This window comes from Dolichospermum sp. UHCC 0259, from assembly GCF_009711935.1.
Lineage (GTDB): Bacteria > Cyanobacteriota > Cyanobacteriia > Cyanobacteriales > Nostocaceae > Dolichospermum.
This window is the reverse complement of sequence record NZ_VIKX01000082.1, coordinates 19742-46272: the sequence shown is the minus strand read 5'-3', so window position 1 is coordinate 46272 and position 26531 is coordinate 19742. Positions and strand designations below refer to the sequence as shown.

Sequence of the window (26531 nt, the reverse complement as noted above, 5' to 3'; positions counted from 1 at the left end):
ACAAAAAAATCACCACTTCCTCAAAAACAATCCTTAAATCACATCCTGTAAATCCTTAAATCCTGAAAATCCTGATTCAGACAATTAAGCGACAAAAGGATTAATTGTATTCAGAAATTCTGCTTCTGCTTGTTGAGCATAATATAGATCCCAGCGAACTTGTAAATTCATCCAGAAATCAACAGATATGCCAAAAAACCTGGATAACCGCAGTGCTAAACTGGGTGTGATATGCTGTTTACCTGCGATTAAATCTATAATTTGCTGTTCTGTAACACCTATAGATTCAGCTATTTTTTGGGGTGTTAAACCCTGATGAATTATAAACTCTTCTAATAACATTTCTCCAGGATGGGTAGGAGGACGATGGGTTGGGATTTTCATAAATGTGATTAATACCTCAATGATAATCTACAATTTCTACAGCATCTGCCCCTAATTCTTGCCAAAAAAAGCAAATTCGATATTGATAATTAATCCGAATCCTATACTGACCTTCTCTATCACCTTTTAATGCTTCTAGACAATTACCTGGGGGAATTTTTAAATCTTCTAGGCTTGTAACTGAGTCTAACTGATCTAGTTTACGAATTGTACGCTTCCAAAGGGATGAGGGACAGGTTTTTCGAGCAGCTTTAGAATCTTTACCATCAAAAATGTCTTGTGTACCCAAATTTTTGAAAGTATGAATCATTTATGAATGTTGGTTTTACTGCTTTGAATAGTTTGATAAATAAAAACCTTATATATATGGGCGCACACTTTCCCACGAATAACATTAGTGTAATCGAAACTGAGAATTTTGTCAAGGGTTAAAATTGTCAGAATTAGGATTTTCAAGATTGACAGGATAAGTTATTTGTGTGTGGTCTGTACAGTTTCCCAGACATAACAGAAGCATGGTGGAAACTGAGAATTAAGGTAAATATTTTTGCACTACTGTCCAACCGCTGAAGGATACCCAAGCGAATCCTAGTAATAAGCAGAGATTACAACCAATATGTAATGGTCTAGCCCAAGGTTTTATGGTACTAATTTGAGTGGCACTAAAAGCGGATACTAAAACTAAGATGACGACTATTAACCCAGCGAGTAAATGTGGTGAATGTCCTAATGAACCAAAGTGTCCTAATGTACCAACGATACCAACGGCTAGAAGTAATAATACTAGACTAACCATAGTTATGCCGATTATATAATGGAGCGATCGCACTTGCTGACGATACCAGGATAAGAGCATACCGAAGGATTCTGGGTTTATTCTGACCCGTAACATCCAAATACCAGTTATGGCTAAAAATAAATAGGCTAGTAAAGATAATCCCATTGACCAAGCGGCTATTTTCCATAACCATAGAAAGGAAGGTAGGTGCATAAAACAGTTCAGTTCGGAAAAGTTACCTATTGAGCTTAACAGGACTTCAGCTTTTTTTGTTTTTAGCTGTCCATGTTTTTTCTCAACTACAGAGATTACAAGTCAATATAAAGCGGTATGCACTTGAATGAGATCCCGGATTTATCTAAAAAACAATACACCAAAAGACTTTTAATTCTGTTCCCTGTTCCCTGTTCCCTACTATAAACATAAATCAAAATTATGGCTGGTTCTAGAAATGATTGGTTTCCCACTTCTGTGTGGCATTTTTCTGTAGAAAATTATCAACAATTAAATTCTCCACTTTTAGAAGCTATCTATGGGGAAGAACGTCGAGATAGTCAGGGTGAGAAGTGGTCAAATATACTAGGATGGCATAGTGCGGACAGGTTGCATGAAATGGATAGTTTTAATAACCTGACACAAATCATTAATGAAAATGTCTTAGAAGTTGCCACATTTTTGCAATGGGATTTACAAAAATTTAGCCTCAAAATTACAACTTGTTGGGCAATTATTAATCGTAAACTTGCTTCAAATTCTGTACATAATCATCCCAATTCAATTTTAAGTGGAGTTTATTATCTGAAAACTCCTGAAAATTGTGGTGGCATATTTTTCTCTGACCCGCGACCAGCTTCACAGATGATTATCCCACCTTCCATAGAGTTTAATCTTTGGAACTTCCCCAAAATAACTTATAAAGCGCGGGCAGGAACAATGTTAATATTTCCTAGTTGGCTGTTACATGGTGTGGAAATGAATATGAGTGATGAGGATCGGGTGTGTATTAGTTTTAATATTGGCATAGTACCTAATAAATAGATAATCTTTCCATAACCGAAAATTAACCTTTGAATGAATTTTTAATCAAGAAATAGCTAAATCATAGTTCCTTCTTAACCTATATGTGAGACTTTACTGAAGAGTAATATTCATATTCAGTAAATATTAGGTTTTCCTAAATTTACCAAGTATTGATTCCAGTCAGCATTACAAAGAAAATTGAAGGATTCTATGGCTAACACACCATTCGATACAACTCAACCGTCTCAAGTAAAAGGGCTAAATGGTTACACAGTTGACCCAATTTTTACCGTTGGTGACAAAATTGGTGACTATGTTCCTCCCGGTATTCTTGATGGTATTGGTGCTTTCTCACTCAACGACACCACTGTGCGTTTGCTTGTTAACCACGAGCTAGGTAGTACGGTTGGTTATGAATACACTCTTAAAAACAACACAAAACTTCCCGGTGCAAGAGTTAGCTTCTTTGATGTTGATAAGCGCACACTCCAGATTACTAATTCTGGACTAGCCTATGACACCATTATCAACCGCAAAGGTGAAGTTGTTGATGCTGCTGCTGACTTAGAATTTGGTGGTATTCAACGTTTTTGTTCTGCTGCTTTGTTTGAAGCCAACCAGTTTGGTGCGGGTATTGGTTTAGCTGATCGTATTTTCTTCTCTGGTGAAGAAACCTATGGTGGGACACAATTTGCTTTAGATACCAAAACCAATGTCTTATATACTCTTCCTTGGTTTGGTCGGGCTGCATGGGAAAACGTCACTGAGTTGAACACAGGCCGCACTGACAAAGTTGCTTTTTTAATTGGTGATGATCGCGGACCTGCACCTCTGATTCTCTATATTGGTGACAAGAATGCCAAGAATGATGGTAGTTTCTTAGACCGGAATGGACTTGGACAAGGTAAGCTCTATGTTTGGGTTGCTGATGACCCCAGTAATGCTACTGATGCGATCGAAGCTGATCCTAGAGACTTCAAAGGTACAAACAACTCTACCGTTGGTAAGTTTGTAGAGATCAAATATTATGACCCTGCTCTTGCTAATACTGCTGTTGATGGACCAGACTCAGATACAAGCATTCAAAATGAACTTGGTTATGATGCTCAAGGCTTTGCCACCCAAGCACAGCAAGATAAATTAGCCGCAGATGTCAAAGCATTCTTGTTTTCTCGTCCTGAAGATGTTGCCACCAACCCTCAAGACGGTACACAAGCGGTACTAGCTTCTACAGGTCGGGAATCTATTTTTGGTGGTGCTGATACTTGGGGAACTACTTACAAAATTGATGTTAATTTCAATAATATCAATACAGATGATATCAGTGCCAGATTAGACATCCTCTACGATGGTAACGAAGCTGATAAGAAAGATTTCGGTCTGCGTAGCCCTGATAACCTCGATTGGGCTGACGATGGCAAAATCTACATCCAAGAAGATCGCGCTATTTCTTCTACTCTATTTGGTGCAACTTCTAAGGAAGAAACTTCCATCTATAGCCTCGATCCTTCAGCCGCTAACCCTTCTTCTACCCTAACCCGGATTGGACAAGTCGATCGCTCAGGTATTCCTTCTGGTCAGGTTGATTCTAACCCTGCTGACCTGGGTAACTGGGAAACTTCTGGTATTCTTGATGTTTCCAATTTGTTTGGGAATAAGCCTGGTGAATTATTCATTTTTGATGTGCAAGCTGGCACACTTAACAATGGCACAATCATCACCGCAACTAACATTGATGGTAATGGGGATGGAACTCCAACTGCTAACGAAAACCTCGTCCGTGGTGGTCAGTTATCCTTCTTAGTTGCTCCTGATGCAGATCTTATTCAGGACACCCAATTCTTTGCTGGTACACCTAATGCCGATACAATTGTAGCCAAGCAAACTCCTGGCTTTGGTGGTATTAACGATGTCGTCTTTACTGGTGCTGGTAATGACAAGATTGATAGTCCAGCCGCGGGCGCTCTTGCCAGCAATAACATTATTGATGCTGGTAGTGGTTCTGATGAAATATTCCTTGCCAATGGCGATCGCGCTTTTGGTAGTGCTGATAACGACACATTCTTTGGAGATGAAGCCAGTAATTTCCGTGCCTCCGGTGGCGCTGGTAATGATCTGTTCTTCCTGGGTAATGGTTCTAATGGTCGTGCCTTGGGTGGTGATGGTAATGATACCTTTGAAATTGGTCTTGGTGGTGGTCACACCCTATCTGGTGGTGCTGGCACTGACCAATTCTGGATTGTTTTTGGTGAATTAACCAAAGCTACTAACACAGTTCTAGATTTCCAAATTGGTACTGATGTAATTGGTATTTCTGGTGCTGCTAAATTAGGCATCACTACCGCTAATCTGACTTTGACTCAAGTTGGTGCTGATACTGCGGTTATCTTTGGTGGTCAAACTTTAGCCACCTTAACTGGTATTCAAGCCAGCGCTTTGAGTGTAGCTAATCCTAATCAGTTTGTTCTAGTTTAATTCAAGCTGGGATTTCATAGTAATTACTGATAACTAAATACCTTGGCAGGACTTGATATTTTTCGAGGTTTTGCCAAGGTTTTTTATGATGGTAGGAGTTAGGAATCACAGAGTAAAATGGGAATTATTTGTAGGTGGATTGATTTGACTTGGGGATAGTTTCAAAGCCACAATAGGTATTATAGGTGCGGTGTTGTAAGTGATTTTTACAAAAGTTTACGTAATAAAATGTAGGCTGCTGTATGTTTATAGGGTAAATTTTAAAGTTTAATAAAATAATCTTTTCATAACTAAAAATTAATTTTAAAACCAATTTTTTAATCAATAAATTGTTAAATCATAGTCCTAGCTTAACTTTTACGTGAAATTCTGAGAAAGCGTAATATTCATACTCAGCAAATTAGATTTACCTAAGTTTGCAAAAACAGGATTTATTCATTCAGTAAGTATCATCAAGGGAATTAAAGAGTTTTATGGCTAAGAATACAATTATCATGATCGGCGACGGTTTAGGCTGGGAAATGGCTCGCGCTGCGGCTATCTACCAACAAATCAGTGAAGGTAAGACTGGTACAACCCTCAATGACTTTTATACATCTGGCAAGGGAACAGGGCTTAATTTCCAAACCTTGACAGGTTATACACAAGCAACTACCTACGGAACTACAATTGCAGGTAGTAACGGTATATATAACGTATCAAACTCAGCCCTCAATGGTAATACCTTCACTAATGTGACAGGTACAGCACCTATCCGTCCTGGGTTTGAATTTAATCCCACATTTAACCCTGGAACTACCCCTAATGGAGGAGCAAACGCTAACAATGGTGTTGTTGGCAACCTTGTGGGTTACGATCCAGTTAGAGGTGGTATAAATCCTTGGACGGCAGGTATTGATGCTGAGTATATTAAGTACAGCTATCCTGACTCTGCTAACACAGCTACCACCCTTTATTCAGGGATTAAGACCTATAACGCCGCTATTGGTGTTGATATTTTTGAAAATCCTGTTGAAAGTGTGCTTTCTAGAGCGGCATCTCTTGGTAAATCAACTGGTATAGTGGCATCTGTTCCTGTTGATCATGCTACTCCTGCTGCTGCTGCTGCAAATGTCAATAATCGCAACAAGTTTGATGGTGAATTTCCTTCACTAGATAACATCTTGCAGCAAGAACTCCGTATTTTCCAACCAACTGTACTCCTTGGTGGTGGTCATCCTCTTTCTACACCAGGAAATCCTTTACCAGTAGGTGTTGAACCAGACTCCATTAGAAGTAATACTTACATTTCTCAATCAACCTATACAGAGTTAAGTACCAAGCCTACCAGCAACATTTACGACTACACCTTTTTGGAACGTGGTGCAAATGCGGCTGAGGTATTGGCGAATACTGCGGCTCAACTTGATCCCGAAAAAGGCGATCGCCTCCTTGGTCTCTATGGTGCGCGTGGACAAGATGGTAACTTGCCCGTTAGTTCTGCCGATGGTGACTACAGCACCACTGGCTTGGGAATGTTCACCGTCTACTCAACCAAGGGTCTAAATCCAGATACCCTGAGACCTCTCAATCCTGGTGAAACAGATACACAGTTCATTGCCAGAGAGACTGACGAAAACCCAACTCTTGATGACCTGACTAAAGCCGCTTTATCTGTATTAGGTAAAGATCCCGATGGTTTCTGGTTGATGGTTGAAGCTGGTGATATTGACTGGGCAGCCCACGACAACAACCTTGACAACCTGATTGGCACAATTTTAGACTTTGACAAAGCGATTGGCTCTACCATTGAGTGGATTAACCAAAATGGTGGTTGGGCGGATAACCAACTGATCGTTACTGCTGACCATGACCATTACCTTACCCTTAATGGCGACTACCCTACATTAGTCAGAAACCTCGGTGCTGAACAATTAACTACCATTGACACAATCTCTGGTTCTGGGCAATTCTGGGGAACTAGCGCCACCGATAAATACGAATGGGGAACCCATACCACCCGTCCTGTCCCTGTTTACTATCAAGGTGTTGACTCTGAAACACTAACAAATTCAATCGGTACAGGTTTTGAATCCTACGGTTTTCAAATCCCCGGTCTTGCTAATACCGTTGATCAAGTCCACATTGCTAAAACTTTGTTTGCCTCAGTAACTGAAGTTAATCAGGAAGACTTTGTTTCTGGAACTACTGGCGCAGATACCTTAATTGCACTTCAAAATATAGATGGGGTTCAAGACACTGTATTTAGTGGTGCAGGAAACGATGAAGTTGATTTAGCATTCAATAGCAATGCTCGTAACAACATCATTGACACTGGTAGCGGTAACGATAAAATCTACGTTAGTCGCAACGACAGAGCCTTCGGCAGTGATGGCAATGATGAATTTGATGCTAGAGATGGTAAAGGTGAGAATCGGATGTCTGGTGGCGCTGGTGATGATACTTTCTATTTAGGTAGCAATGACCGGGCATTAGGTGGTAGTGGTAACGATAAATTCTACGTTGGACTCGGTGGTGGCAACCTGTTATCTGGTGGTATTGGCGCTGACCAATTCTGGATTGTCAACGCTGAACTACCAAAAGCCGCTAACACAGTTCTAGATTTCCAAGTTGGTTCGGATGTGATTGGTATTAAGGGCGCTGCTAGTTTAGGTATCACTACAGCTAATCTAACTTTGACTCAAGTTGGTGCTGATACTGCGGTTATCTTTGGTGGTCAAACTTTAGCCACTTTAACTGGTATTCAAGCGATCGCTTTGAGTGTGGCTAATCCTAATCAGTTTGTTCTGGTTTAATTCCAAGAACCCCACCCCCAACCCCCTCCCCGCAAGCGATGAGGGGGCTAAGATGCAACTCATAAGAGCAAAAATCGCTGTAAAGTTGGGATTTCATAGTAATTACTGATAACTAAATACCTTGGCAGGACTTGATATTTTCCGAGGTTTTGCCAAGGTTTTTTATGATGGTAGGAGTTAGGAGTCACCGAATCAAATGGGAATTATTTGTAGGTGGATTGATTTGACTTGGGGATAGTTTCACAGCCACAATAGGTATTGCAGTTGCTACAATTAAAATGGCAATAGATAAAATCACCGCAACGGGTTTACCTCCAGATGTGACTAACACTGTAAAAATGTTCTCTGTTGTTTTGGCTCTTCTATTCGTGTCGGTTTTTTAAGTCGTGGTGCAACTGGTCAAATTCTTGCTAACCCAGCTATTGAAGATTTTTTATTAGACTACACACCAGAAGCGCTAGATAAAATTTATGATTTAACCTACGGACAACCTTATTTAGTGCAGTTGGTAGGGTTTCATTTGGTCCGACTCTATAATGATTTTGTTTTTGAACAAGGAAAACTCCGCGAATCTGTTTTTACGGTGGAAGATGTGGAAGCAATTGTCAAGAAACCGGAGTTTTTCCAAAGAGGTAGTAATTACTTTAATGGTGTTTGGGGTCAAGCTGGGGAAAATGATAATAACACTCAACAAGTAATTTTAAGTCATCTGGCAAAACACACCGCAGGATTAACAATAAATGAATTAATTGAGTTGACGGGAATAGATGAAACTGATTTACAGAATGCTTTAGAAGTTTTGAAACGTCATGATGTCGTTGTAGAAAATCAGGGACGCTGGAGAATAATAGTAGAACTATTTCAGCGTTGGGTTGAAAAATCACATCCTTAAATTGAGTATTTCAATAACAATCTAAACTCAACGTGAGTGAGTTCGATAAAGCTTTCCCCAACCCCTCTCCGACGTGAAACTCAAACTAAATGCAATTCTGTTGTCTTAACCCAATAATTCATCTACTGCAATATTAAAACCTGTTAGTACAGTTTGAGTCCTCACTATTTCACCAGCAATAAACACAAGACGTTGATTTTTAGTAATTACAATAATCCACCGATTTTCAGGAAAAACTAACCAAATTTCCTCACTTCCTGATTGCAAATATTCTTGAGATTTAGCAATCATATCCTCTGCTAAATCTGTGGGAGAAATAATTTCTGCTACGAGGGGAAAACTTTGGGGTAAAACAGCAGGTTCACCAAACTGCTGTATCAATTCTGGCGTAATATAAGCAACATCAGGACGACGGCCTTGTTGATTTGTGCGACAGGGTGCTTCTGTATACACTTCTCCACCTTGACCACTAGAATCTTTGTAACTTCTCCAGTAAAAGTATAAATTACCCTGTATGCGGCTATGTTTCAGTGTCACTTCTTCTTTCTCCAATAATTCCCCATTTACCCATTCTGTACCCTCTGGGGAACTTTGCATCCAATCTTCTAGGGAATAATTTTTTAATACATCTTCTTTAATTGGTGTCATTACCATAATCATCTATTCTCCTTTTCAATACATATATTATTAATATTATGACTCAAATAGAATTTTTATACATTTTCTCAATCCAATCCTGTTCATCCTTTAATCCTGTACTTTTTGTAATTAGTATTTATGAATGCAAATTTAATAACCTGCAATTCTTATTTAAGCTGGAATGGTGCGTTACGCTGTCGCTAACACACCCTACTTTTGCTACTTTTGCTAAAAATCATTAAGTCAGATTTAAATACTATCAGGATCTACACCCAAAGCCTTTAACTTTTCTGCTAATAATTGAGCGCGTGCTTCGGCATTTTTGGTGCGTGCTTCGGCATTTTTAGCTCGTTCTTCTGCGGCTTTTGCGAGTTCATCACCGGTTAGTAAAATATTACCATTTTGATCACACCAACGCAACCAAGAATCATTTCTACCTTCAAATTCTCCAGTCCATAAAGTTACTCCTAAACCAATATCTTCTAACCAATTATTTGTAGTTTCTATATAACGTCTACCCTTGATAGAATAAATTCTGAGAATCTCTTCTCCTAAATTTTGATGTGGGTCATAGACAATATAGTAAGAAACTCGCATTTTTTCATAAATTTGCAACTTTTTATCTAGTTCTGCACCTTCTTGATTTGATACAATTTCAATGACAACTTCTGGTGATTTACCAAATTTCCAAACTAGATAACAACGATTTTGTTTTTCCCACCAGTTTTGCGGAGTTTGTACATCAAAACTAACAAATACATCAGGAACTATCGCAGGTTCACCATAAGTATGGTAAACACCAACATTAGCTGCTGCTAAAAAAATCTGATTTTGTAAAGAACTGTAAAGAGAACCGACTAAAAGGCGTTGTTGTTTTTCAGATGCGAGATTATCCACAGGTGTATCATCTTCAGTGACTAGCAGGTTGGCATCTGGTACATCACAATCATCAATTTCAGTTTTGATGAGAAGTTGGTCAATCATGATTGTATCCACTAGTTGAGGTATGGAAATTATAACACTTTACTTGAGATTTTAATAACAATCTAAACTCAAACTAAATCCTGGTAATATCTCTTCTCCTAATAATTCTGTAGGCAAATCTCGTAATTCCACATCTTTTCCTAAACGATAAATTTCTATTTGTTGCTGTTGAGGATTTATTAACCATCCCAGTTTCACTCCTGCATCTATATATTCTTGCATTTTCTGACGCAGAGTTTTTAAATCATCTGTTGCTGACCTTAATTCAATGACAAAATCCGGTGCAATGGGGGGAAATTTGCGTTTTTGTTCGGGGGTGAGTGCTTCCCAGCGTTCTTTTTTAATCCAAGCTGCATCAGGGGAACGATCGCTACCATTGGGTAATTTAAATATAGTGGAAGAACTAAAGGTGTAACCGAGTCCTGTTTGACGATTCCAAATACCTAAATCAGTAATCAAATCAGCTTCTCTATTACCACTTTCTCCTCCTACTGGTGGCATAATAATTAATTCTCCGGTAGATGTGCGTTCAAATTTTAAATCGCTGTTTTTTTGACATAGTTGATAAAACTGTTCATCGGTAAAATTAACTGTATTTAAGTTTAGTTTCAAAGGAGTGATAACCATACAAATAATCTGGTTAGTGATGGTGATAAATATATTGTAGCATCAATATAGTATCGAGGGCGGGGTTTCCCCGCCCCTACAAGGGAATGGAGGTTTTAACGCATTTTCTAAGACCAGATAGCAACGTTTGAAACTCCTACCCAGTCACCACTATGGGTATTACCAATTGTGTAAAGATAATAGGTGGAATAAGAACCGATTACATATTCGCGTAAATTAGAAAGATTTAACTCCAATAGTTGATCTAAGGGTTGTATAGAATGGAAAAATTGAGGATCTTCTGATTCTGCGACTGAACCAAAGGGTGCAAAGGTACAAGTAATTACAAAATTAATTCCATCAACTAATTGATAAATTGTTTGTTCTTTGGAATTACCAGATATCAAGTAAAATTCTCTATTAGTTGTGTTTGGAGTGGTCGCAAACTCTAAACCAGTTACTATGGATTGTAAGGTATCAATTAATGTTTGATTGCTGGCTACAGGAGTAAAGTTTGTGGAGATATCTAATCTTTCTGTGTCCGTTCTGATATTGTCATCAGCGCAGATTTGTGGGGAAATTCCCAACCAATAGCCATCATGGGTTTCACCTACAATAATATAAAATTGCTCGAAGTAATCATTAGGTAAGTCGGGATTCAATTGAACAATTTTATACACACAAATGGTTTTACATTGCGATCGCATTGTAGTTTCTAGCATTTGACATTTTTGAGAAATTTCTTCTGGAGTTAGGTTTGGTTCTAAAGTCAAATCGCTGGTGATATTGCTGCTGTTAGTGATTACAGCTTGCAAAAAATCATTCCATTCAATCTCTTGCATAAATCCACCTGTCACCAGCAGTTTATCAATTGTCAACTCTCCTTGTTCATCTACTTTCCAAACAAATGTTTTAAAAGGATAATCCCCAGATTCACACTCATAAATTCCCAAACCAGGTAACACTACTGCTAAACGATTTACTAATTCATCGGTTGGTAAATTTTTGTCATGTAAATCGAAATCAAATGATCGCAGTTCTAACTCTTCTTCCTCTTCCTCTATCTCTTCAGAAGATGATGAATCTGTTGGTGGTTGATAACTAGGATTCTCCCGACGAATAGTGGTTTCATAAAACTCTAACGCTTCAGTTTCAGTTGCAAAATCATGGCTTTCAAAAGAGTGTGCATTGAATCCCACACCGTCAGTCGTGACACTAACTGTACAGTCAGAAAGTGTAATTGTCATGATATAATTGTATTTTCCATCGTCAAGATATATTGTGTGACTAGGCATAAGTTTTAAATAAATCAATGTTTTGATAACAGTATTTTCGCACAGATAAACGATGACAGGTAAACAAGATAGAAATATAAATTTTATGTCAATAAATAAGTTTTAAATCTATAGGTACAAAGCAGTTAGATAGATAGCGATCGCTCCCATCAAGGGACTAATTATACATATCAAAACTAGCCCAATACCTAGCCATGCTACTCCACCCATTGAACCTGATTCACTAGGAGGAGAATTGCGATTACTCAGCCATTCCAGTATTACGGTCAAATATACTGCAAAAATCCCGCCAATTACTAACCCTAGCAGCCCAAAAACTACTAATAATATCAACTTCCATGTAAAACCCAATTGCAGTAACCCTAAATAGCTTATTTGCGGTAAAAAAAAGATAGGTGCAAAATTGATCATGATATAGGGTTATTTGTGGGAGATATCAGGGCAATTTGGACAAAGTTCTTTATTTAGCGTAAAGTCCGAAATATTACCCTTCCTGGATACTGTTGCTGATTAATTTTAGCATAGACTCGCAAACAGGTTAATACCTCGCCAGGATTACCACCGCAGTCTAATTGCAGGTCATCTTTAGAAAATTCACAAACATCAGCATACAGTCCTGATAATTGTTTGAGTCGGACTTCATTACCTGCTTTCACTGCTTTATCGGCGGCTTTTTTTAGTAGATGACGGGATTCTTTTTGTAATTTTCCCCACCAAGAATAACGTTCAGCGGGGGGGATAAATACTAAGGAATGAATGGCTTCATCTATGTCAATCCAAGCATATAAATTAAGAACTGCATCAGTATTTTCATCTATTTTTTGGATACGGTGCAAGCGATCGCTTAAAGCATCAATATACTGATAACGTTGTTCCAATTTGGCAGATAAAGAAACTACATCAAAGCTAAAAACACTTTTTAAAGCATGATGTAAGTCTGGATCTATTTCTATAAACTTAATATATAAAAGTAAAAAGCCGGCGATTAAATATAAATTTTCAGAAAGATGAGTTTGGGAAATCTCTGCATTTACTAAAGCTGTTTGAGATAAACATAGTCCTTTAGCTTGAACTGCACCACTCAACCCTGGATAAATAATTTCATCACGGACAAATGGCAATTCATCCAGATTGATATTATCTACAACTGCCCCTACTTCCTGTGCTAATTCTAAAGCCTTATGTCGCCAAAGTGTCGCTACATCTTCAGGAACTCGCAACAGTTTTCTATGAATTTCGTTCCATATTTCCGCATCAGTTTGACCTTGAATACAAGAATTACCGAGATAAGATTTTAGTTCTGAATCGCTATTAAAAGTTTCTTGTAATTTTAATAATTTTAATCCATTTGTTAACTGAAGTGGTTGTAGATCCCCGACTTCTTGAAGAAGTCGGGGATCTGATAATGATGGTTCTAATAATTGATGAAGTTCTTGTAGAAGTTCTTCGCATACCTGACATCCGGCATCAAATGGATATTCTTGATTTGCTTTTGTTAAAGTTGCAGCTAATCCATATAAATTAAACCGCAATATTTTGGCTAATTCTGAGTTTTCTATAGTTAATAGTTTATGTAGATTCTGCATAATTTTATCAGGATGAAAAAAAAGATTTTAGATCCCCGACTTCTCCAAGAAGTCGGGGATCTTGAACTTAATGAATACCGCAAAAAGGATCACGTTCTTTATCAACTTCATTGGGTTGTAATTCCAATTCTGCCCGATAAACACATCCTTCTTGTTCGAGACATTCTTGATTATTAGATGTCCAATAAGGAACTGCCCCCGCGTGCATTCTTAATATGCCTGTATTATCAAGAGTTACATGATATTGACAGGGATAATCTGTGATGATATCTGGTTTATTGAGTGTACCAATCCGTAGCCATTTTTTAGTATTTGTCTCACTATCAGTTTGATAAATGTAGAAAGTATGTTGACCACTTTGAGGAAATGATGGCAAAGGTTTACTAATTAATCCTGTTCCTGGTTGCTTCACACCATCTTGTAAATAATGAAATATTTCCATTGATTTATTTTCATTATTATCAACTGCAAATACTAAATGATAAGCATGAGGTTGATCAACTGTGGCAGATTCTAAAACATTAATAGCAATATCACCATCATTTAAGTTATGTTGATGGTTTTCTATGGCAATATTCCACTTTAGATTACCATCAGCAAACAAGGCATTTTCAGTAGATTTAGATATGACTGAATTAATATCAATACCAACCACATCTATTAAATAATGGGGATTACCACGACATAGTAAAACACTAAATTGTAAAGCTTGATCTATTTCAAATTGGATTTTGATTTTTTTGAGAAATTCCTGTTCTTCCATACCCAATTTATCCATCAATATTTTACCGTCGAAACTACCCCACAGGCGAAAAGTTCCATTTTCATAATCTTGACGATGGATAATATTAGTTAATTGTATCCCCTGCCAAGGTGTCCGCACTTTAGCAACGGTGTCCCAAGGTGCAAGTTGATATAGTTCTTGTCCAGCACTAAAAATGGCTAGTGGGTCGTTACTTTGAGTTTTGCGTTTGAAGTTGCAAGGAAGATAATAAAACAGGTTTTTGACATCAATTTCTAATTGATTTGCACCTTTGCGTAATAGACTTTTAGATTCTTCAGGATCAAATCGAAAACGACGCAGTTTTTCGGCATAACAAGCACCGGCGGAAGTGGCAAGTTTAGTAAATTCTAAAACAAAAGTAATTCGTTCGGGATTCCAAACAAAATAAGGTGATTGACTAAATTCTTCGTAAATTTGTTGTTGCACAAGATCAAGACTACAAGTTTTTCCAGAAAGAATTAACCAATCTACTTTTTGATTAGGTTCTGAACTAAGACGGCTTTCTATTAAACCTTTAGCAATCCCAATTGCTTCTTTAATTGACGAAGTTGCTGCCCGTTCAAATTGCTGATGATCTAAAGTTAAATAAATAGATTCAGAACTTCTCACTTGAAATTTAATGGCACTTTGGGCAAGCAGTTCGCCAATTTGTTGTTCATTTAAAGTGAAAGTTAATAAAGAACCATCTGTGGTTGTTTTTTGTCCTAATTTAAGTTTGGCGGCTTCTGCATGATCCCACAATGTGTAAAAGGTTTGTAGGCGTTGGGGTGCTTGTTGCCAACGAGTTGGTAAGACTTTTTCGGCAGTGTCTAGGGCATCTTTAAAAGCAACGTCACCTTCAGGATTTTCTTTATCTATACATTTTAGCAAACTACCAGTTTTAAATTTTCCATCTTCTAAAAAACGGTCGTTTAATTCGGAGTTAATTAAGTCTTCTAATTTATCGCTTTCGATGTCACCTGTCGTGACTGCGGTAAGCAGAAAATCAGAAATTGCTACTTTTAACAAACGGAAAATTCGTAAAGTAATTAATTCTCCACCTAATTGTAAATGTCCCGAAGAACCTAATAATTTGGGGGTAAGTTTGTAGTAACGTCCTCCTAAACCTCGATCTTCATGATCTGCAAAAAATGGAGTTTTATCTTCGAGGGTAAGTTCAATTAAAGCTAAGTCAGTTGTACCGCCACCAATATCTAAAACCAGGACATTTTGTGACCATTTATTGCCATTTTGACGACAGCGAGTTTTAAAAGATTCAATGCCAATATTCAGATTTCCGCCAAATTCTCGCCACAGGAAAAAGATAGCGACAGACACAGCTTCATCATAGGCTGTTTGGACATCATCAATGCCTAATTCCTGTACCAATTGCTTGATTTCTTTACGAACTACGGGAGGGGCAACGGTGGGATAGGTAACAACTGCTGTTAAAAAATCGCCTTCCGAAAATCTGCGTCTAGCCCGTTGGCGATAATCTTCTGTTAATTCAATTAATTGCGCCCAAGCTGCTTGAATGAGGCGATTAACTTGAATGTTTTCTTCATCTTCTTCTAAGATAATTGGGAAAAATCGATCTTGTCCAAAATAGCGTTTGGGTGAATGGTGAAATCTGCTAATAATTTCTTTAACTGAAATAGTTGTTCCTTGGGCTATGGCTTTTTTTCTATTATCTCTTGCGTCTCTACCCATGCGTAGTTTTAAGGGGATTAATTGCGATACTTCCATTTCACTGGGAATTTCTGTACTGCGCCGGTCAATATCTAAAACTACGGGAATTAAATTTTGTGATTCTAATGTGGGAACACGAAAAACTTCATGATATATCGCATAAAGTTTTTTGCTAACAGCCCGCCGAAATCTATCACTTGTTCCTAGACATAATTCAATTTGCCGAATTGCTTCTAAAAATAATTCTTTGTTATCGCTTTCAAAAATTTCACTTAATTGATCTGATTCTATTTCTAAGTTTTTGCTAATATCAATCAGGAATTTTTCCCACTCACCACTACTAACATCTGGTAAGGCTAAATCTGGGGAGGAATTGAACCATTCCGCCATACGTTCTCTTAATCTCAGTTCTTGTTCTCTGGGTAAAACTTCGGCAATGGGAACTTCTATGGGGTCAAAAAGTGTTACTGTAGAATTGGAAGTACCAAAATCTAAAGCTAACCAACCAGGAAATCTTTTTCTTTGTTTTTCGTTGAGTTTTTCACTGAGTTGTTGACTTAAATTATGCAAATAGTGATCAAATTGTGAAGTATTCATGGGTGGATTATTTTTTGTAGATGAACTTGATGATGTTTGTAAATTGGGTATAAACCAAAGATCACATTCAGCACATACATGATTAGATATGGACAAATTTGGTTTTCCTACAGTGTCAGAATCAAAATATTCGACAATTACCTTTAAGATACAATCAACTATTGTGATTAAAGGTGCATCTAACTGACAGGGATATTGTCCTAGTTGAGAAATATTATAAATTTGTTTGGGTGTAGCTGAGTGAAATTGTCTGTAGCTGCTTTGAATTTTTGCTGCTAATTCATTTGGTGTACCTCTCACGATGCAGGTAATCCGAGAAATGTGGGGAATGTTGCTTTTAATAGGGACAATTTGGATGGTGGGTAGATGCAACTGTGTGTTTTCTTTCACACCTAATTTAAAGCTAGGTAGAAGCTGAATTTCCACAGGCATTTTTGATGTTCCTTTTTTGTTTGTTAATATTTCATTGATAGTGCATTTCCCTAAATTTATTTGATAACTAAAGGTTTACTCTCTTGTTAATAGAAGAATATGGATTAAATGAACCACGAAGAAGCGAAGAACACGAAGGAAGAAGGAAGAAGGAAGTACCAATTAAATGCAGGTAAATAGTTCTTCTTCATTAATTGTGGCAATATCGGTGAGGATTTCTAACCAAGAGGGAATGGCTAGTTCGGCTTGTGAATCTCTTGCAGCAATATATCTTAGTAGTGCTTCTTTTTTGGAAAGGTTTTGCAAGCTGGGAATAATTTGATCTAAAATTCCATTGATTTCTATATTTACTTGCTGATTGCTTTCACTGACATATTGCACAAGGTGAAGACTAGCACTGGCGGTAATTTCATCTCGCAGTCGTAATACGAAAAGTTGATGATTGGCACTTCTGGATGGGTTTTGATTTCTTTCGGGAGACCAATCAAAAATTTGTCCTACACTGTGTTTTTCGTCTTGTCTAGCTAGGGGAAAAATACTTTCTGGTTTGATGGTTTGATTATGGTTATTAATTTCGGCAATAATGGCTTCTTTCCATTGACGAGGATCTGATCCTAATAACAGTTTATAAAATAAATCTGCTTCTTCAAGTCCAAATTTTGATTCAATTTCTGGTTCCATTTCTGGCTGAAGAATGGTTTGCAGTTTTTCCCGTTCTAGGGTAATTTCATGTGCCAATGAGCTTAATAAGTCTATCACGGCTTGACGAATGCGATCGCTCGCAAAATTCTCCAGTTCTCTGACTGTTTTCTCAAAGGCTGGATAAAAGTCATCACTCTTAGTCGGTATGGAGGTATTAACCCGATTTCCTCTATCAAATAATTTCCCCGCTGCACCTTTAAATTCTGCTAAGGTAATTGTGCCATTTTGGATTTTATTAAATAGTAATGTCCACTGACTCCAATTCAAAACTTTTAAAGTTAGTTCATCTTTAATGACATCACTAACTACAATTCCTCTTCTATCTTTCAGTTGTTCTTTACCTAAATCTTTCTGAAAGTTTCTGTAGGTTCTATCTAAACTTTCTATGGCTGTTCTTAATTCTAGTAAAGCCGGAGTATCAACTGTGGGTATACCTTGTTCGTGAATTTCGGCAATAATTTCTTTGAGATATTCTTGTTGTTGACGGATACCATCAGCAGCCCGACGGGTATCTTCATATAATTGCTTTAAACCGTGATTAGCGACATGAGTTTGAATCAATTCTCTTAATTTACTAATACCACCATCTTGAGCAAAATAACCCAATTGTTTGCCTAATTGATTTCTCCCATCTGTTGCTAATAAAGCTTCACTTAAATCACCCCATTTCTGTTGTAACTTTTTCGGTCTTTCTAGATATTCTGGATAATCTAAATTAGCAAGAAATTCCTCAGAACCTGCTTTCACTTGACCAGAACGTTTAGCTAATTCAGCTAATCCTAACAGAGGTGATAATAAAACAATTCTGTCTTTTTGACTAGTAAATGCTTCCGCCCCATCAATAATAGTTTTGAGAACTTTTAATTTTTGGAAAACTGCATTTGTTTGTAAAGGTTGAGCATTAGATTGATGATTAATTAATAAATCTAGTTCTCTTTCTCCACCTTCACTTTCTAAAGGCAGTTGATCAAAACGTCCCACACCGACAAGAATTAAATCCTTGAGGTCTTGTCCTGGGCGTTGTTGCTGCATCATTGTGAAAATTTTATTGGCGCGATCGCTCCCCGGCGATTTACCATTAAGTAAAACTAGAATTGTCTGTACCTGTGCCAATTCTCGCAACGATAAAAATGTATCCCTAGCCCCAGAATTAGCAGCACCCAACCCCGGAAAATCCAACAGCACAAACTCTTCTGCACCCGTAACATCCCAAATTTCCCGTGATATCTTCACTTCAATATCAACGCGACGAATTAAAGGAAAACTGGTTTGTAATAATTGCGTTCCTAACCGTTGTGGCGCATTTGGTAAGCGAACATTCGCTGCTGGTAAATCCTCAAACTTGAGAGATTGAATCGCCATTGGCATTTCTGCCAGTTGTAAACCCTCACGGGCAGTAATACCATCAATTTGGTAAAAGCGACCGCATAAAGCCTCACCATAAGCCTGATAAGCCCGCAAAAATAACACTAACTCCCGCACCAAATAACGCAACTCTAAATTATTTGAGCTTTTCCAAACTTCCTCACACCAAATACTGATATCCTTACCAGTTTTAATTTTAGCCACCTGTAAAGGTGTCACCCCAGCAGACACAGCGCGACGGTTTGCTTCTTTGAGAATGAAGTGTAAGCACTCATTTACCCCTTCATGGGATAAATATTCCACCGTATAATTATCTACCTGAGTAGTCGCAAAATCATCTTGGGGCTTAATATGAATAGCTGTGACATTACCTGTTGTCGGATTTTCACTCACAGGTAAAGCGTCCGCATAACCAATCAAACTACCTAGCAGCAAACTTTTGCCGCTGCTAAACTCCCCCATTACACCAATTTTCACCGGTGAGTTGGCCAGTTCCACAGTTTTCTGTGCCGCCTCTCGCAACCGCAACAGACAATCATCAAGACTAGTGGGAACCCAATCTTCCTCCTGGGAAGGGCGTTGGGGAACTGAGTCAACTTTGCGGAGGATAAATTCACCGTACTCTTTCAATCGCGCCAGCTTATCTGGTTCCATAGAGTAGTCTTTCGTTTGAGTTCATTTTCACAACTGGGTTATAACACAAAACCCAGAAACCACCACCACTGATACAACGAAAACAGACAAGACGCAAAATAATACCGTTCTGTTAAGGCAATGGTTTATGAATAATCTTTAACAAGAAACAGACACAACTTGTAAGCATTCAGCTATCAGTGGTCAGCAGTCAGCTAAAACTGGATTTTAGGGGTTTTTAAATAGGGAGACTGACATCAGTAATTAATTTCAGAATGCTTATCAATTCAATTCTTGCTGATAGCTGACGACTGAATGCTTACCACAACTTGTTAAATAAAGAAGATAATACTATTTAAAGGAAATGGGGGTTTCAAAGCCTCTCCCTGCGTCGGAGAGAAGTTTGGAGAGGGGTTTATTTATACATTAAAAACTTTTCAAACATCCTCTAGGGTAAATCGTTTTTACTGTCCCCGAAAAAGACGATTATTCTAGTACAGAATCTTCATCTTCTAATTCTCCTAATGCAGAAATAATCACAGATGGTCTATCAGGAAATTCTGCCACAAGTTTTAAATCTCCTCCCATTGCTTTTACATAACTACGTAATGTAGAAAGTAAAAGATCCGCCCGTTTTTCTAATCTAGAAACACTATCTTGACGGATTCCTAATAATTCTGCCATAGATTCTTGAGTTAATTTTCTGGCTTTTCTCATATTTTGAAGTGTCATATTTTCCAAAATAAGTTCTTGAGCGCGAGCTTCAATTTTTGCCCGACGTTCAAGTGGTAATTGTGCCATTATGTCAGTTAGTTTTGTTGCCATATTTTTATTCTCCTTTGTCTTTTAATTCCTGAAGATGGGAGTTAAATCGGTTATCTGCTTTTGTAATTAATTGTTTGTAAAATCTTTTTTCACTTATTCCAGCTTTGTTACCAGCTACAAGTAATATTACCTTCTTTTCTGGATCAAAAGCAAAAGCTATTCGCTATACACCATCATCTACATAAAACGAAGTTCTTTCATATTTTTATGCCGAGAACCTTTAAGTGTATCAGCATGAGGTCTGCGTAGCAGTGGACCGGCGGATTCTAGTAATTTTGTGTGTGCAAGAAGTTCTTCCTGTACTTCTGTAGTTAGTTCAGAAAATTCAGGTAGAAACTCGTCATGAAATAAAATTTCCCATGTCATGAACTTATTATGGCTTAGAATCCATATTTATTCAAGTCCTTACAACGTCATGATTAAAGCTGTAGGTAAAGAGTATGGTGACTGGTTTACAAGTGATGAACTCTTAAATTTCCCACACCTAGACCTCAGCATAATTGACCAATTGTGGGTACAATACAGGATGGCAATCCCCCAAGAACAGAATTAATGAAATTGTATATAGAACAACTCAATCCCACAGAAAGAATAATCTTAGCGGGAGATAATACAGCTTGGGCGAGAATAGATGTACCGACGTTAAAGGACAGAACCTATGAGCATCAAGAACAACCAATGTCAAGAAAAAACCCGTAGCAGATAAATTAATGCGGTTAGGTCCCAATCGAGTGGTATATGATGCACCACCACCTTATAGCGGCAAAGGTCGTCCCCGTTCTCATGGTGCAAAATTTAAGTTGAATGACTCAAGTACATGGTGGACACCAGATGAAACTGTCGAGGTTAACGACCCACCAAAAGTGGAGCGACCTATTACCACTTATGACTTGGCAACTTTGGCTTCGCCGTGAGCGTCAGCCGAACGGTTAGCCCGTGATGTTGTTGCTGATAATCCATTACCTTGGCAGAAAAAACAAACCAATTTATCTCCTGGAAGGGTTGCTCAGTACATGGGAGGAGTTTTCGCCGCGATTGGTACACCGGCTGTTTCCCCCAAACCACGTGGAAAGTCTCCCGGCTGGCCTACTGGGAGAATCCGCTTACCCAGAATTCGCTACCCTACCGTCAAAAAGACTACCCCTAGACCAAAGAAGGAACAACCTAAATCGGCTTAACCTCTTAATTTTTCTAGTTTGAGCTATGTAATTTGTAAACTCAGTCCTTCTGGGTCATTTTGTCATGTCTTAGTCTAAACTCCAGTTATAAGGAATTATATTTCCCAGTTATTTTGCAAGCAATTCTACCTCGCGTGCCAGTTCCGCTACTACCACGAGCATTATAACTTACTGTAACTTTTGTGGCTATTCTTACATTTGTTTCTCCAATTCCCGGTACTTGAACTTTAACGTCTTCATAGGTAAATGTAGGCGCACTACAACCGCTGCCACTACCCCGCTTATCTGTCGTAGTAACTTGAACTGTGTTGACATCAATAGCGTATTTACCACTAGGTCTTTCTGCATCTGTATCTGGCCAAACAACAGATCCATTGCAAGATTTACGTCCTCCTCCAGTTCCGCTTGTTGGTCCAGAAGTACAAGTACCTTCGTCTTGAAATGGTCTAGAAGGAGTTTGTGCAAAAGCAGGTAAAATAAATCCAGTAGAAAAGATAAACAGTAACAAGAACAAATTTGGGAATCGCATTTTTTACCTCCGATGATCGTTATCTGTGAAAAATCATAACTATTTAGGGAGAGTAAAACTGATCGTCAATAAACTTATAATAAATTAGGTTTTGTAGTCTAAAATCCCAAACTGATTCAGGAATTGTACAATTTTATTTACCAATAAACCTTTACATTTAATAGCCAAAAATATTACAACAGATAACAAGTAGTTTTCCCACAGACAACTACTGTAAAAATTACCCAAAAAAAATGAGGTTATGAATGGGTTATCTGAGATTTTTGGTATTATTGCCTATTACACTGGCAATTGCTTTTTCTAGTCAACTACTAAAACCACTGGAATCTACTCTGCCACTAGTTGCTAAGAAAAATCATCAAACTTTACTAACAAAAGGGAGTTACCTTTCCACCTTAGAAAAACAAGTAATTGTTGAAACTAACAAAGTTAGAACCAATCCTCGTTCATATATACCTATTATAGAAAATTATAAAAAACAGTTTCAGGGGAATCGCGTCAAAATTTCCTACAATACCTATTTAATCACCCAGGAAGGAGTAAAACCTGTTGATGAAGCTATAACTTTTTTAAAATCCGTCCGTCCCGTTGGTGCATTACGTAGCTCGAAAGGAATGTCTTTAGGTGCGCGAGATCATGTTAAAGACCAAGGACCAAAGGGAGCAACAGGTCATAATGGTAGTGATGGTAGCAAACCTAGCACTCGCATCAATCGTTATGGTAAATGGCAAACTACCGCCGGCGAAAATATCAGTTATGGACCAAATACAGCCCAAGATATTGTCATGCAACTAATAATTGATGATGGTGTACCTTCTCGTGGACATCGGACAAATATTTTTAATCCATCTTTTCGGGTAACTGGTGTGGCTTACGGTTTTCATAAACAGTACAGAACTATCTGTGTGATTACCTATGCTGGCGGTTATATAGAAAAATAGATTTCTGATTCTCAAGATTTGCACGGAAGATTTATGATTAACCCATAGCATCTATCTTACAGTTGTAGGTAATCAATGACTGAGGCAAATTTGACCATTTTCTCCGATTTAGAACAGAAAGTAATTGCCGAAATGAACTTGGTACGGACAAATCCTGCCGCTTATGTACCGCTTCTAGAAAGCTGGAAACAGAAATTTGAAGGCACAAAAATCAAAATCGCTGAAAATTCCTATTTACAAACCAGAGAAGGAGTTATAGCTGTTGATGAGGCGATCGCTTCCCTCAAGTCTACCACTCCAATCATTGTCTTAAATCCCTCTACAGGAATGTCTATAGCCGCAAAAGATCACGTCAAAGACCAAGGCGTAAAAGGTGGAATCGGTCATAATGGTAGTGACGGCAGTGATCCCTTTACCCGTTTAAATCGTTATGGTCAATGGCAAACCACCGCCGGCGAAAATATCAGCTACGGTCAAAAAACTGCCCAGGATATTATCATGCAATTGATAATTGATGATGGAGTTCCCTCTCGTGGACATCGAAAAAACATTTTTAACCCAGCTTTTCAAACCACTGGCGTTGCTTACGGCAATCACATCACCTATGGAACTATGTGTGTAATTACTTACGCTGGCGGTTACATCGAAAAATAGATAACCGTAGGGGCGCAGGGCCTGCGCCCTTTACTTTGCGCCTTTGCGCGAAACATAATTTATATAGCTATACAACAGAGATTTATGGGAAATCACACACCTAGAACTGTACCACTTAACTTCTACACCCAAGGTCAAGGATTTCCCATACTTGGTTTACATGGTCATCCTGGTTCGGGACGTAGCCTTTCCGTCTTCACAAATCATTTATCACAACACTACCAAACCATTGCTCCAGATTTACGCGGATATGGCAAAAGTCGGTTTCAGGGCAAATTTGCAATGCAAGACCATTTAGATGACCTAGAAGCCCTTTTAGACCAGTTAAAAATAGAAAAATGCTTAGTATTGGGATGGTCGCTAGGAGGCATTTTAGCAATGGAACTGGCCATGCGCCTACCCCAACGCATCACAGGCTTAATTTTAGTAGCCACAGCTGCTAGACCTTGGGGCAATCATCCCCAAATTTCTTGGCAAGACAATATTTATACAGGCATTGCAGGTATATTAAACTATATAAAACCGAGTTGGCAATGGAATATTAATACTTTTGGCAAGCGATCGCTCTTTCGCTACCTAATTCAACAACACACATCCACAGCCTACAATTACATAGCTAAGGATGCCCTACCAGCCTACTTACAAACCTCATCAGCCGCCACCAACGCCCTCTACAGCGCCATTAGAGCGGGTTATAATCGCACCCCAGACCTTTGGCAAATCCAATGTCCCAGCTTAGTGCTTGCTGGTGAACAAGATCGCCACATTAACGCTGATGCTAGTTTAGAAACAGCCCGACACCTAAAAAACTCTAAATGGCAATGTTACCCCAACACAGCCCATCTCTTTCCTTGGGAAATACCCCAACAGTTATTAGGAGATATTGATAATTGGTTAGCAACCAACCCCCAAATCGTGAAAGTTTAAATTAGGCATAACTCGTTCCCAGGATTAGCCCAGGAACGATAACAGCCTCTGGAATTGGTAATTAGACTAATTTTGACCGCTAAAGACAGGCTTTACTTTACGGTCTATCCATTCCCCCAAATCTTCAGCAATTGTTAAAACAGTAGGTTTACAGCGTTTGATATTTACCATAATTCCCTGCGCCCCTTCAATCTCCAAATCTTCTACATAACCATTACTGGCTTTAGTAGCTGCCGCAGAACTGAAAAATGGACCAAAGTAGTATGTACAACGGGGATTCTGTGTAACAACTTCTACCCACCAAGCAAGACCGAGTCCATTGAATGTACTAATTAACCTCTCTTGGAAGTTATGCCAAATTGCTGTCATAGTTTTCGCCGATTTATAAACGTGATAACTGGCCGTGTGCAAATAGATTAAATTTATTGTCTTTTACATTTACTGATTTCGCAGATAAATATCTACGAGATCAGCTTTTGTACTATTGTTTTTTCAAAGCAATTGTCTGTATTTTATCAAGATACAGTGTATTCTGCGATTTTTGACGATAAATTTCGTAAAGTGCCATACCAGTTGCCACGGAAGCATTGAGGCTAGGAGTCTTACCTTGTAAGGGAATAGACACCAAAACATCACAAGAACGTTGTGTCAACATCCCCAGACCTTCGCCTTCACCACCCACAACTAAAACCACAGGCCCGCTAAATTTTACACTTTGTAATGGTTCGCTACCTGTAACCGCAGTTCCATAAATCCAAAAACCTTCTTCTTTCAACTGTTCTAAAGCGCGACCCAGATTGACAACCCTAGATACAGGAAAGGTTTCTAATGCACCTGCTGCTACTTTCACTACAGTAGAAGTAATTCCCGCTGCTCTTCTTTGGGGAATCACCAAACCGTGAGCGCCAATAGCCTCCGCTGTGCGAATAATTGCCCCTAAGTTATGGGGATCAGTAATACCATCAGCAACTACAATTACAGGATCAGTAATAGATTTGGACTTAGCAATCAGGTCTTCTAATTCAATATAGGCATAAGGAGCAATTTGAGCCGCTATCCCTTGGTGGTTAGCGCGACCAGTAATTTGGTCTAACCGCATTGGTTCAACTTCATCAATAACAGCGCCATTATCCTTGGCTTGCAAGATCAAATGGTGAAATCGGGGATCATAACGAAGACGGGTAGTAATCCAAAGACGGTTAATACTGCGTTCATTTTCCAACGCCGTCAAAACTGGATGACGACCATAGATGAGATCACTCTCTTCTGTGGATGCAATTTCTGGAAGTTGCTGGGAAGATTGAAAAGAAGGACGATGTCTACCAGTAAAGGATTTACCTTCATTTGCTAAGGTAATTTCTGAGGATGTTTCAGAACCATAGCGAGATGTCCGGGGTTTAACGGAGAATGATTTACCGTCTCTGTCTCCTCTACCTTCTGGGGATGGTTCAGAACCATAGCGAGATGTGCGAGGTTTAACGGAGAATGATTTACCGTCTCTGTCTCCTCTACCTTCTGGGGATGGTTCAGAACCATAGCGAGAGCGAGGTTTTGCAGAATAGGATTTACCGTCTCTGTCTACCCTCACTTCTGGGGATGGTTCAGAACCGTAGCGAGAGCGAGGTTTTGCAGAATAGGATTTACCGTCTCTGTCTACCCGCACTTCTGGGGATGGTTCAGAACCATAGCGAGATGTCCGGGGTTTAACGGAAATGGGTTTACCATCACTTTTGCCTTGATTACGGCTAGGTTGAGGCACAACGCGCTTACCCTTAATTTTTACTGGCTGACCACGTTTTGGTTGTCCGCCGGAATGATTTTTCTTTGGTTGACTTGTCATAA

27 protein-coding genes are annotated in these 26531 nt (G+C 38.6%); 9 read left to right on the top strand and 18 right to left on the bottom strand.

Going from position 1 to position 26531, the window contains the following annotated elements:
• Nucleotides 1-84: 84 nt before the first annotated feature.
• The 3 genes from FJR05_RS06610 to FJR05_RS06600 form a co-directional block, all read right to left on the bottom strand.
• Nucleotides 85-384: a HigA family addiction module antitoxin gene (locus tag FJR05_RS06610; protein WP_168643378.1), complete on the bottom strand. Its 300-nt coding sequence runs from the start codon at nucleotides 382-384 to the stop codon at nucleotides 85-87.
• A gap of 16 nt (nucleotides 385-400) precedes the next feature.
• Nucleotides 401-694, bottom strand: a complete 294-nt coding sequence (locus tag FJR05_RS06605; protein ID WP_168643377.1) for a type II toxin-antitoxin system RelE/ParE family toxin — start codon at nucleotides 692-694, stop codon at nucleotides 401-403.
• A 222-nt stretch (nucleotides 695-916) separates the two neighbouring features.
• Nucleotides 917-1375, bottom strand: coding sequence for a DUF4079 domain-containing protein (locus FJR05_RS06600; RefSeq protein WP_168643376.1), 459 nt, complete (start codon nucleotides 1373-1375; stop codon nucleotides 917-919).
• Between the two features lie 222 nt (nucleotides 1376-1597).
• Between FJR05_RS06600 and FJR05_RS06595 the strand changes: the two genes are divergently transcribed.
• The 3 genes from FJR05_RS06595 (at nucleotide 1598) to FJR05_RS06585 (ending at nucleotide 7452) form a co-directional block, all read left to right on the top strand.
• Nucleotides 1598-2200: a TIGR02466 family protein gene (locus FJR05_RS06595; protein WP_168643375.1), complete on the top strand. Its 603-nt coding sequence runs from the start codon at nucleotides 1598-1600 to the stop codon at nucleotides 2198-2200.
• A 192-nt stretch (nucleotides 2201-2392) separates the two neighbouring features.
• A complete protein-coding gene (locus FJR05_RS06590) occupies nucleotides 2393-4657 on the top strand; it encodes an alkaline phosphatase PhoX (protein WP_168643374.1) in 2265 nt (754 codons plus the stop codon).
• A 473-nt stretch (nucleotides 4658-5130) separates the two neighbouring features.
• Nucleotides 5131-7452: an alkaline phosphatase gene (locus FJR05_RS06585; protein WP_168643373.1), complete on the top strand. Its 2322-nt coding sequence runs from the start codon at nucleotides 5131-5133 to the stop codon at nucleotides 7450-7452.
• A gap of 184 nt (nucleotides 7453-7636) precedes the next feature.
• On the opposite strand, the gene FJR05_RS06580 is transcribed toward FJR05_RS06585, so the two are convergent.
• Nucleotides 7637-7783, bottom strand: coding sequence for a hypothetical protein (locus FJR05_RS06580; RefSeq protein WP_168643372.1), 147 nt, complete (start codon nucleotides 7781-7783; stop codon nucleotides 7637-7639).
• A gap of 189 nt (nucleotides 7784-7972) precedes the next feature.
• Between FJR05_RS06580 and FJR05_RS06575 the strand changes: the two genes are divergently transcribed.
• Nucleotides 7973-8344, top strand: a complete 372-nt coding sequence (locus tag FJR05_RS06575) for a hypothetical protein (protein WP_174783605.1) — start codon at nucleotides 7973-7975, stop codon at nucleotides 8342-8344.
• A 105-nt stretch (nucleotides 8345-8449) separates the two neighbouring features.
• On the opposite strand, the gene FJR05_RS06570 is transcribed toward FJR05_RS06575, so the two are convergent.
• The 11 genes from FJR05_RS06570 to FJR05_RS27880 form a co-directional block, all read right to left on the bottom strand.
• Complete coding sequence (locus FJR05_RS06570; RefSeq protein ID WP_027401422.1) at nucleotides 8450-8998, bottom strand: Uma2 family endonuclease; 549 nt, start codon at nucleotides 8996-8998, stop codon at nucleotides 8450-8452.
• Between the two features lie 234 nt (nucleotides 8999-9232).
• Complete coding sequence (locus tag FJR05_RS06565; RefSeq protein ID WP_168643371.1) at nucleotides 9233-9967, bottom strand: Uma2 family endonuclease; 735 nt, start codon at nucleotides 9965-9967, stop codon at nucleotides 9233-9235.
• 51 nt (nucleotides 9968-10018) lie between these two features.
• Nucleotides 10019-10594 (bottom strand): Uma2 family endonuclease, encoded by a 576-nt coding sequence (locus tag FJR05_RS06560; protein ID WP_168643370.1) that lies wholly within the window; start codon nucleotides 10592-10594, stop codon nucleotides 10019-10021.
• 107 nt (nucleotides 10595-10701) lie between these two features.
• Nucleotides 10702-11868, bottom strand: a complete 1167-nt coding sequence (locus FJR05_RS06555) for a nuclease A inhibitor family protein (RefSeq protein ID WP_168643369.1) — start codon at nucleotides 11866-11868, stop codon at nucleotides 10702-10704.
• Between the two features lie 108 nt (nucleotides 11869-11976).
• Nucleotides 11977-12279 carry a hypothetical protein gene (locus tag FJR05_RS06550; protein ID WP_168643368.1) on the bottom strand — a complete coding sequence of 101 codons (303 nt, stop codon included), beginning with the start codon at nucleotides 12277-12279 and terminating at the stop codon, nucleotides 11977-11979.
• 53 nt (nucleotides 12280-12332) lie between these two features.
• Nucleotides 12333-13454, bottom strand: a complete 1122-nt coding sequence (locus FJR05_RS06545) for a hypothetical protein (protein WP_168643367.1) — start codon at nucleotides 13452-13454, stop codon at nucleotides 12333-12335.
• 67 nt (nucleotides 13455-13521) lie between these two features.
• Entirely contained in the window at nucleotides 13522-16935 is a 3414-nt protein-coding gene (locus tag FJR05_RS06540; RefSeq protein ID WP_168643366.1) for a virulence factor SrfB, read from the bottom strand.
• A gap of 162 nt (nucleotides 16936-17097) precedes the next feature.
• The gene (locus tag FJR05_RS06535; RefSeq protein WP_168643365.1) at nucleotides 17098-19656 is read right to left on the bottom strand and encodes a dynamin family protein; all 2559 of its coding nucleotides are present in this window, start codon (nucleotides 19654-19656) and stop codon (nucleotides 17098-17100) included.
• 465 nt (nucleotides 19657-20121) lie between these two features.
• On the bottom strand, nucleotides 20122-20460 hold the full coding sequence (locus FJR05_RS06530; RefSeq protein WP_168643364.1) for a helix-turn-helix domain-containing protein: 339 nt from the start codon (nucleotides 20458-20460) through the stop codon (nucleotides 20122-20124).
• Between the two features lie 4 nt (nucleotides 20461-20464).
• The gene (locus FJR05_RS27885) at nucleotides 20465-20587 is read right to left on the bottom strand and encodes a hypothetical protein (RefSeq protein WP_371416851.1); all 123 of its coding nucleotides are present in this window, start codon (nucleotides 20585-20587) and stop codon (nucleotides 20465-20467) included.
• A gap of 50 nt (nucleotides 20588-20637) precedes the next feature.
• Nucleotides 20638-20826: a type II toxin-antitoxin system RelE/ParE family toxin gene (locus FJR05_RS27880; protein WP_371416848.1), complete on the bottom strand. Its 189-nt coding sequence runs from the start codon at nucleotides 20824-20826 to the stop codon at nucleotides 20638-20640.
• A gap of 144 nt (nucleotides 20827-20970) precedes the next feature.
• Here FJR05_RS27880 and FJR05_RS26845 point away from each other — a divergent pair, with 144 nt between their 5' ends.
• On the top strand, nucleotides 20971-21159 hold the full coding sequence (locus FJR05_RS26845; RefSeq protein WP_217385538.1) for a hypothetical protein: 189 nt from the start codon (nucleotides 20971-20973) through the stop codon (nucleotides 21157-21159).
• Nucleotides 21160-21170: 11 nt separating this feature from the next.
• Nucleotides 21171-21374: a hypothetical protein gene (locus FJR05_RS26840; RefSeq protein WP_217385537.1), complete on the top strand. Its 204-nt coding sequence runs from the start codon at nucleotides 21171-21173 to the stop codon at nucleotides 21372-21374.
• Between the two features lie 349 nt (nucleotides 21375-21723).
• Here FJR05_RS26840 and FJR05_RS06515 read toward each other — a convergent pair whose 3' ends face one another.
• Nucleotides 21724-22167, bottom strand: coding sequence for a hypothetical protein (locus tag FJR05_RS06515; protein WP_168643363.1), 444 nt, complete (start codon nucleotides 22165-22167; stop codon nucleotides 21724-21726).
• A gap of 245 nt (nucleotides 22168-22412) precedes the next feature.
• On the opposite strand from FJR05_RS06515, the gene FJR05_RS06510 reads away from it, so the two are divergent.
• The 3 genes from FJR05_RS06510 to FJR05_RS06500 all read left to right on the top strand — a co-directional run bounded on the left by FJR05_RS06510 (nucleotide 22413) and on the right by FJR05_RS06500 (nucleotide 24689).
• Nucleotides 22413-23108 (top strand): CAP domain-containing protein, encoded by a 696-nt coding sequence (locus FJR05_RS06510; protein ID WP_168643362.1) that lies wholly within the window; start codon nucleotides 22413-22415, stop codon nucleotides 23106-23108.
• A gap of 75 nt (nucleotides 23109-23183) precedes the next feature.
• Nucleotides 23184-23762 carry a CAP domain-containing protein gene (locus FJR05_RS06505; protein ID WP_168643361.1) on the top strand — a complete coding sequence of 193 codons (579 nt, stop codon included), beginning with the start codon at nucleotides 23184-23186 and terminating at the stop codon, nucleotides 23760-23762.
• A gap of 84 nt (nucleotides 23763-23846) precedes the next feature.
• On the top strand, nucleotides 23847-24689 hold the full coding sequence (locus tag FJR05_RS06500; protein ID WP_168643360.1) for an alpha/beta fold hydrolase: 843 nt from the start codon (nucleotides 23847-23849) through the stop codon (nucleotides 24687-24689).
• Nucleotides 24690-24755: 66 nt separating this feature from the next.
• Here FJR05_RS06500 and FJR05_RS06495 read toward each other — a convergent pair whose 3' ends face one another.
• Both FJR05_RS06495 and rlmB read right to left on the bottom strand, forming a co-directional pair.
• Entirely contained in the window at nucleotides 24756-25058 is a 303-nt protein-coding gene (locus FJR05_RS06495; RefSeq protein ID WP_168643415.1) for a DUF1816 domain-containing protein, read from the bottom strand.
• Nucleotides 25059-25170: 112 nt separating this feature from the next.
• Nucleotides 25171-26403, bottom strand: a complete 1233-nt coding sequence (rlmB, locus tag FJR05_RS27875) for a 23S rRNA (guanosine(2251)-2'-O)-methyltransferase RlmB (protein ID WP_371416850.1) — start codon at nucleotides 26401-26403, stop codon at nucleotides 25171-25173.
• Nucleotides 26404-26531: the final 128 nt, after the last annotated feature.

Excerpts from the sequence above, each read along its gene's own strand:
- FJR05_RS06610 (WP_168643378.1), bottom strand. The coding sequence starts at position 384 with ATGAAAATCCCAACCCATCGTCCTCCTACCCATCCTGGAGAAATGTTA.
- FJR05_RS06605 (WP_168643377.1), bottom strand. The coding sequence starts at position 694 with ATGATTCATACTTTCAAAAATTTGGGTACACAAGACATTTTTGATGGT.
- FJR05_RS06600 (WP_168643376.1), bottom strand. The coding sequence starts at position 1,375 with ATGCACCTACCTTCCTTTCTATGGTTATGGAAAATAGCCGCTTGGTCA.
- FJR05_RS06595 (WP_168643375.1), top strand. The coding sequence starts at position 1,598 with ATGGCTGGTTCTAGAAATGATTGGTTTCCCACTTCTGTGTGGCATTTT.
- FJR05_RS06590 (WP_168643374.1), top strand. The coding sequence starts at position 2,393 with ATGGCTAACACACCATTCGATACAACTCAACCGTCTCAAGTAAAAGGG.
- FJR05_RS06585 (WP_168643373.1), top strand. The coding sequence starts at position 5,131 with ATGGCTAAGAATACAATTATCATGATCGGCGACGGTTTAGGCTGGGAA.
- FJR05_RS06570 (WP_027401422.1), bottom strand. The coding sequence starts at position 8,998 with ATGGTAATGACACCAATTAAAGAAGATGTATTAAAAAATTATTCCCTA.
- FJR05_RS06565 (WP_168643371.1), bottom strand. The coding sequence starts at position 9,967 with ATGATTGACCAACTTCTCATCAAAACTGAAATTGATGATTGTGATGTA.
- FJR05_RS06560 (WP_168643370.1), bottom strand. The coding sequence starts at position 10,594 with ATGGTTATCACTCCTTTGAAACTAAACTTAAATACAGTTAATTTTACC.
- FJR05_RS06555 (WP_168643369.1), bottom strand. The coding sequence starts at position 11,868 with ATGCCTAGTCACACAATATATCTTGACGATGGAAAATACAATTATATC.
- FJR05_RS06550 (WP_168643368.1), bottom strand. The coding sequence starts at position 12,279 with ATGATCAATTTTGCACCTATCTTTTTTTTACCGCAAATAAGCTATTTA.
- FJR05_RS06545 (WP_168643367.1), bottom strand. The coding sequence starts at position 13,454 with ATGCAGAATCTACATAAACTATTAACTATAGAAAACTCAGAATTAGCC.
- FJR05_RS06540 (WP_168643366.1), bottom strand. The coding sequence starts at position 16,935 with ATGCCTGTGGAAATTCAGCTTCTACCTAGCTTTAAATTAGGTGTGAAA.
- FJR05_RS06535 (WP_168643365.1), bottom strand. The coding sequence starts at position 19,656 with ATGGAACCAGATAAGCTGGCGCGATTGAAAGAGTACGGTGAATTTATC.
- FJR05_RS06530 (WP_168643364.1), bottom strand. The coding sequence starts at position 20,460 with ATGGCAACAAAACTAACTGACATAATGGCACAATTACCACTTGAACGT.
- FJR05_RS27880 (WP_371416848.1), bottom strand. The coding sequence starts at position 20,826 with ATGACATGGGAAATTTTATTTCATGACGAGTTTCTACCTGAATTTTCT.
- FJR05_RS26840 (WP_217385537.1), top strand. The coding sequence starts at position 21,171 with ATGCGGTTAGGTCCCAATCGAGTGGTATATGATGCACCACCACCTTAT.
- FJR05_RS06515 (WP_168643363.1), bottom strand. The coding sequence starts at position 22,167 with ATGCGATTCCCAAATTTGTTCTTGTTACTGTTTATCTTTTCTACTGGA.
- FJR05_RS06510 (WP_168643362.1), top strand. The coding sequence starts at position 22,413 with ATGGGTTATCTGAGATTTTTGGTATTATTGCCTATTACACTGGCAATT.
- FJR05_RS06505 (WP_168643361.1), top strand. The coding sequence starts at position 23,184 with ATGACTGAGGCAAATTTGACCATTTTCTCCGATTTAGAACAGAAAGTA.
- FJR05_RS06500 (WP_168643360.1), top strand. The coding sequence starts at position 23,847 with ATGGGAAATCACACACCTAGAACTGTACCACTTAACTTCTACACCCAA.
- FJR05_RS06495 (WP_168643415.1), bottom strand. The coding sequence starts at position 25,058 with ATGACAGCAATTTGGCATAACTTCCAAGAGAGGTTAATTAGTACATTC.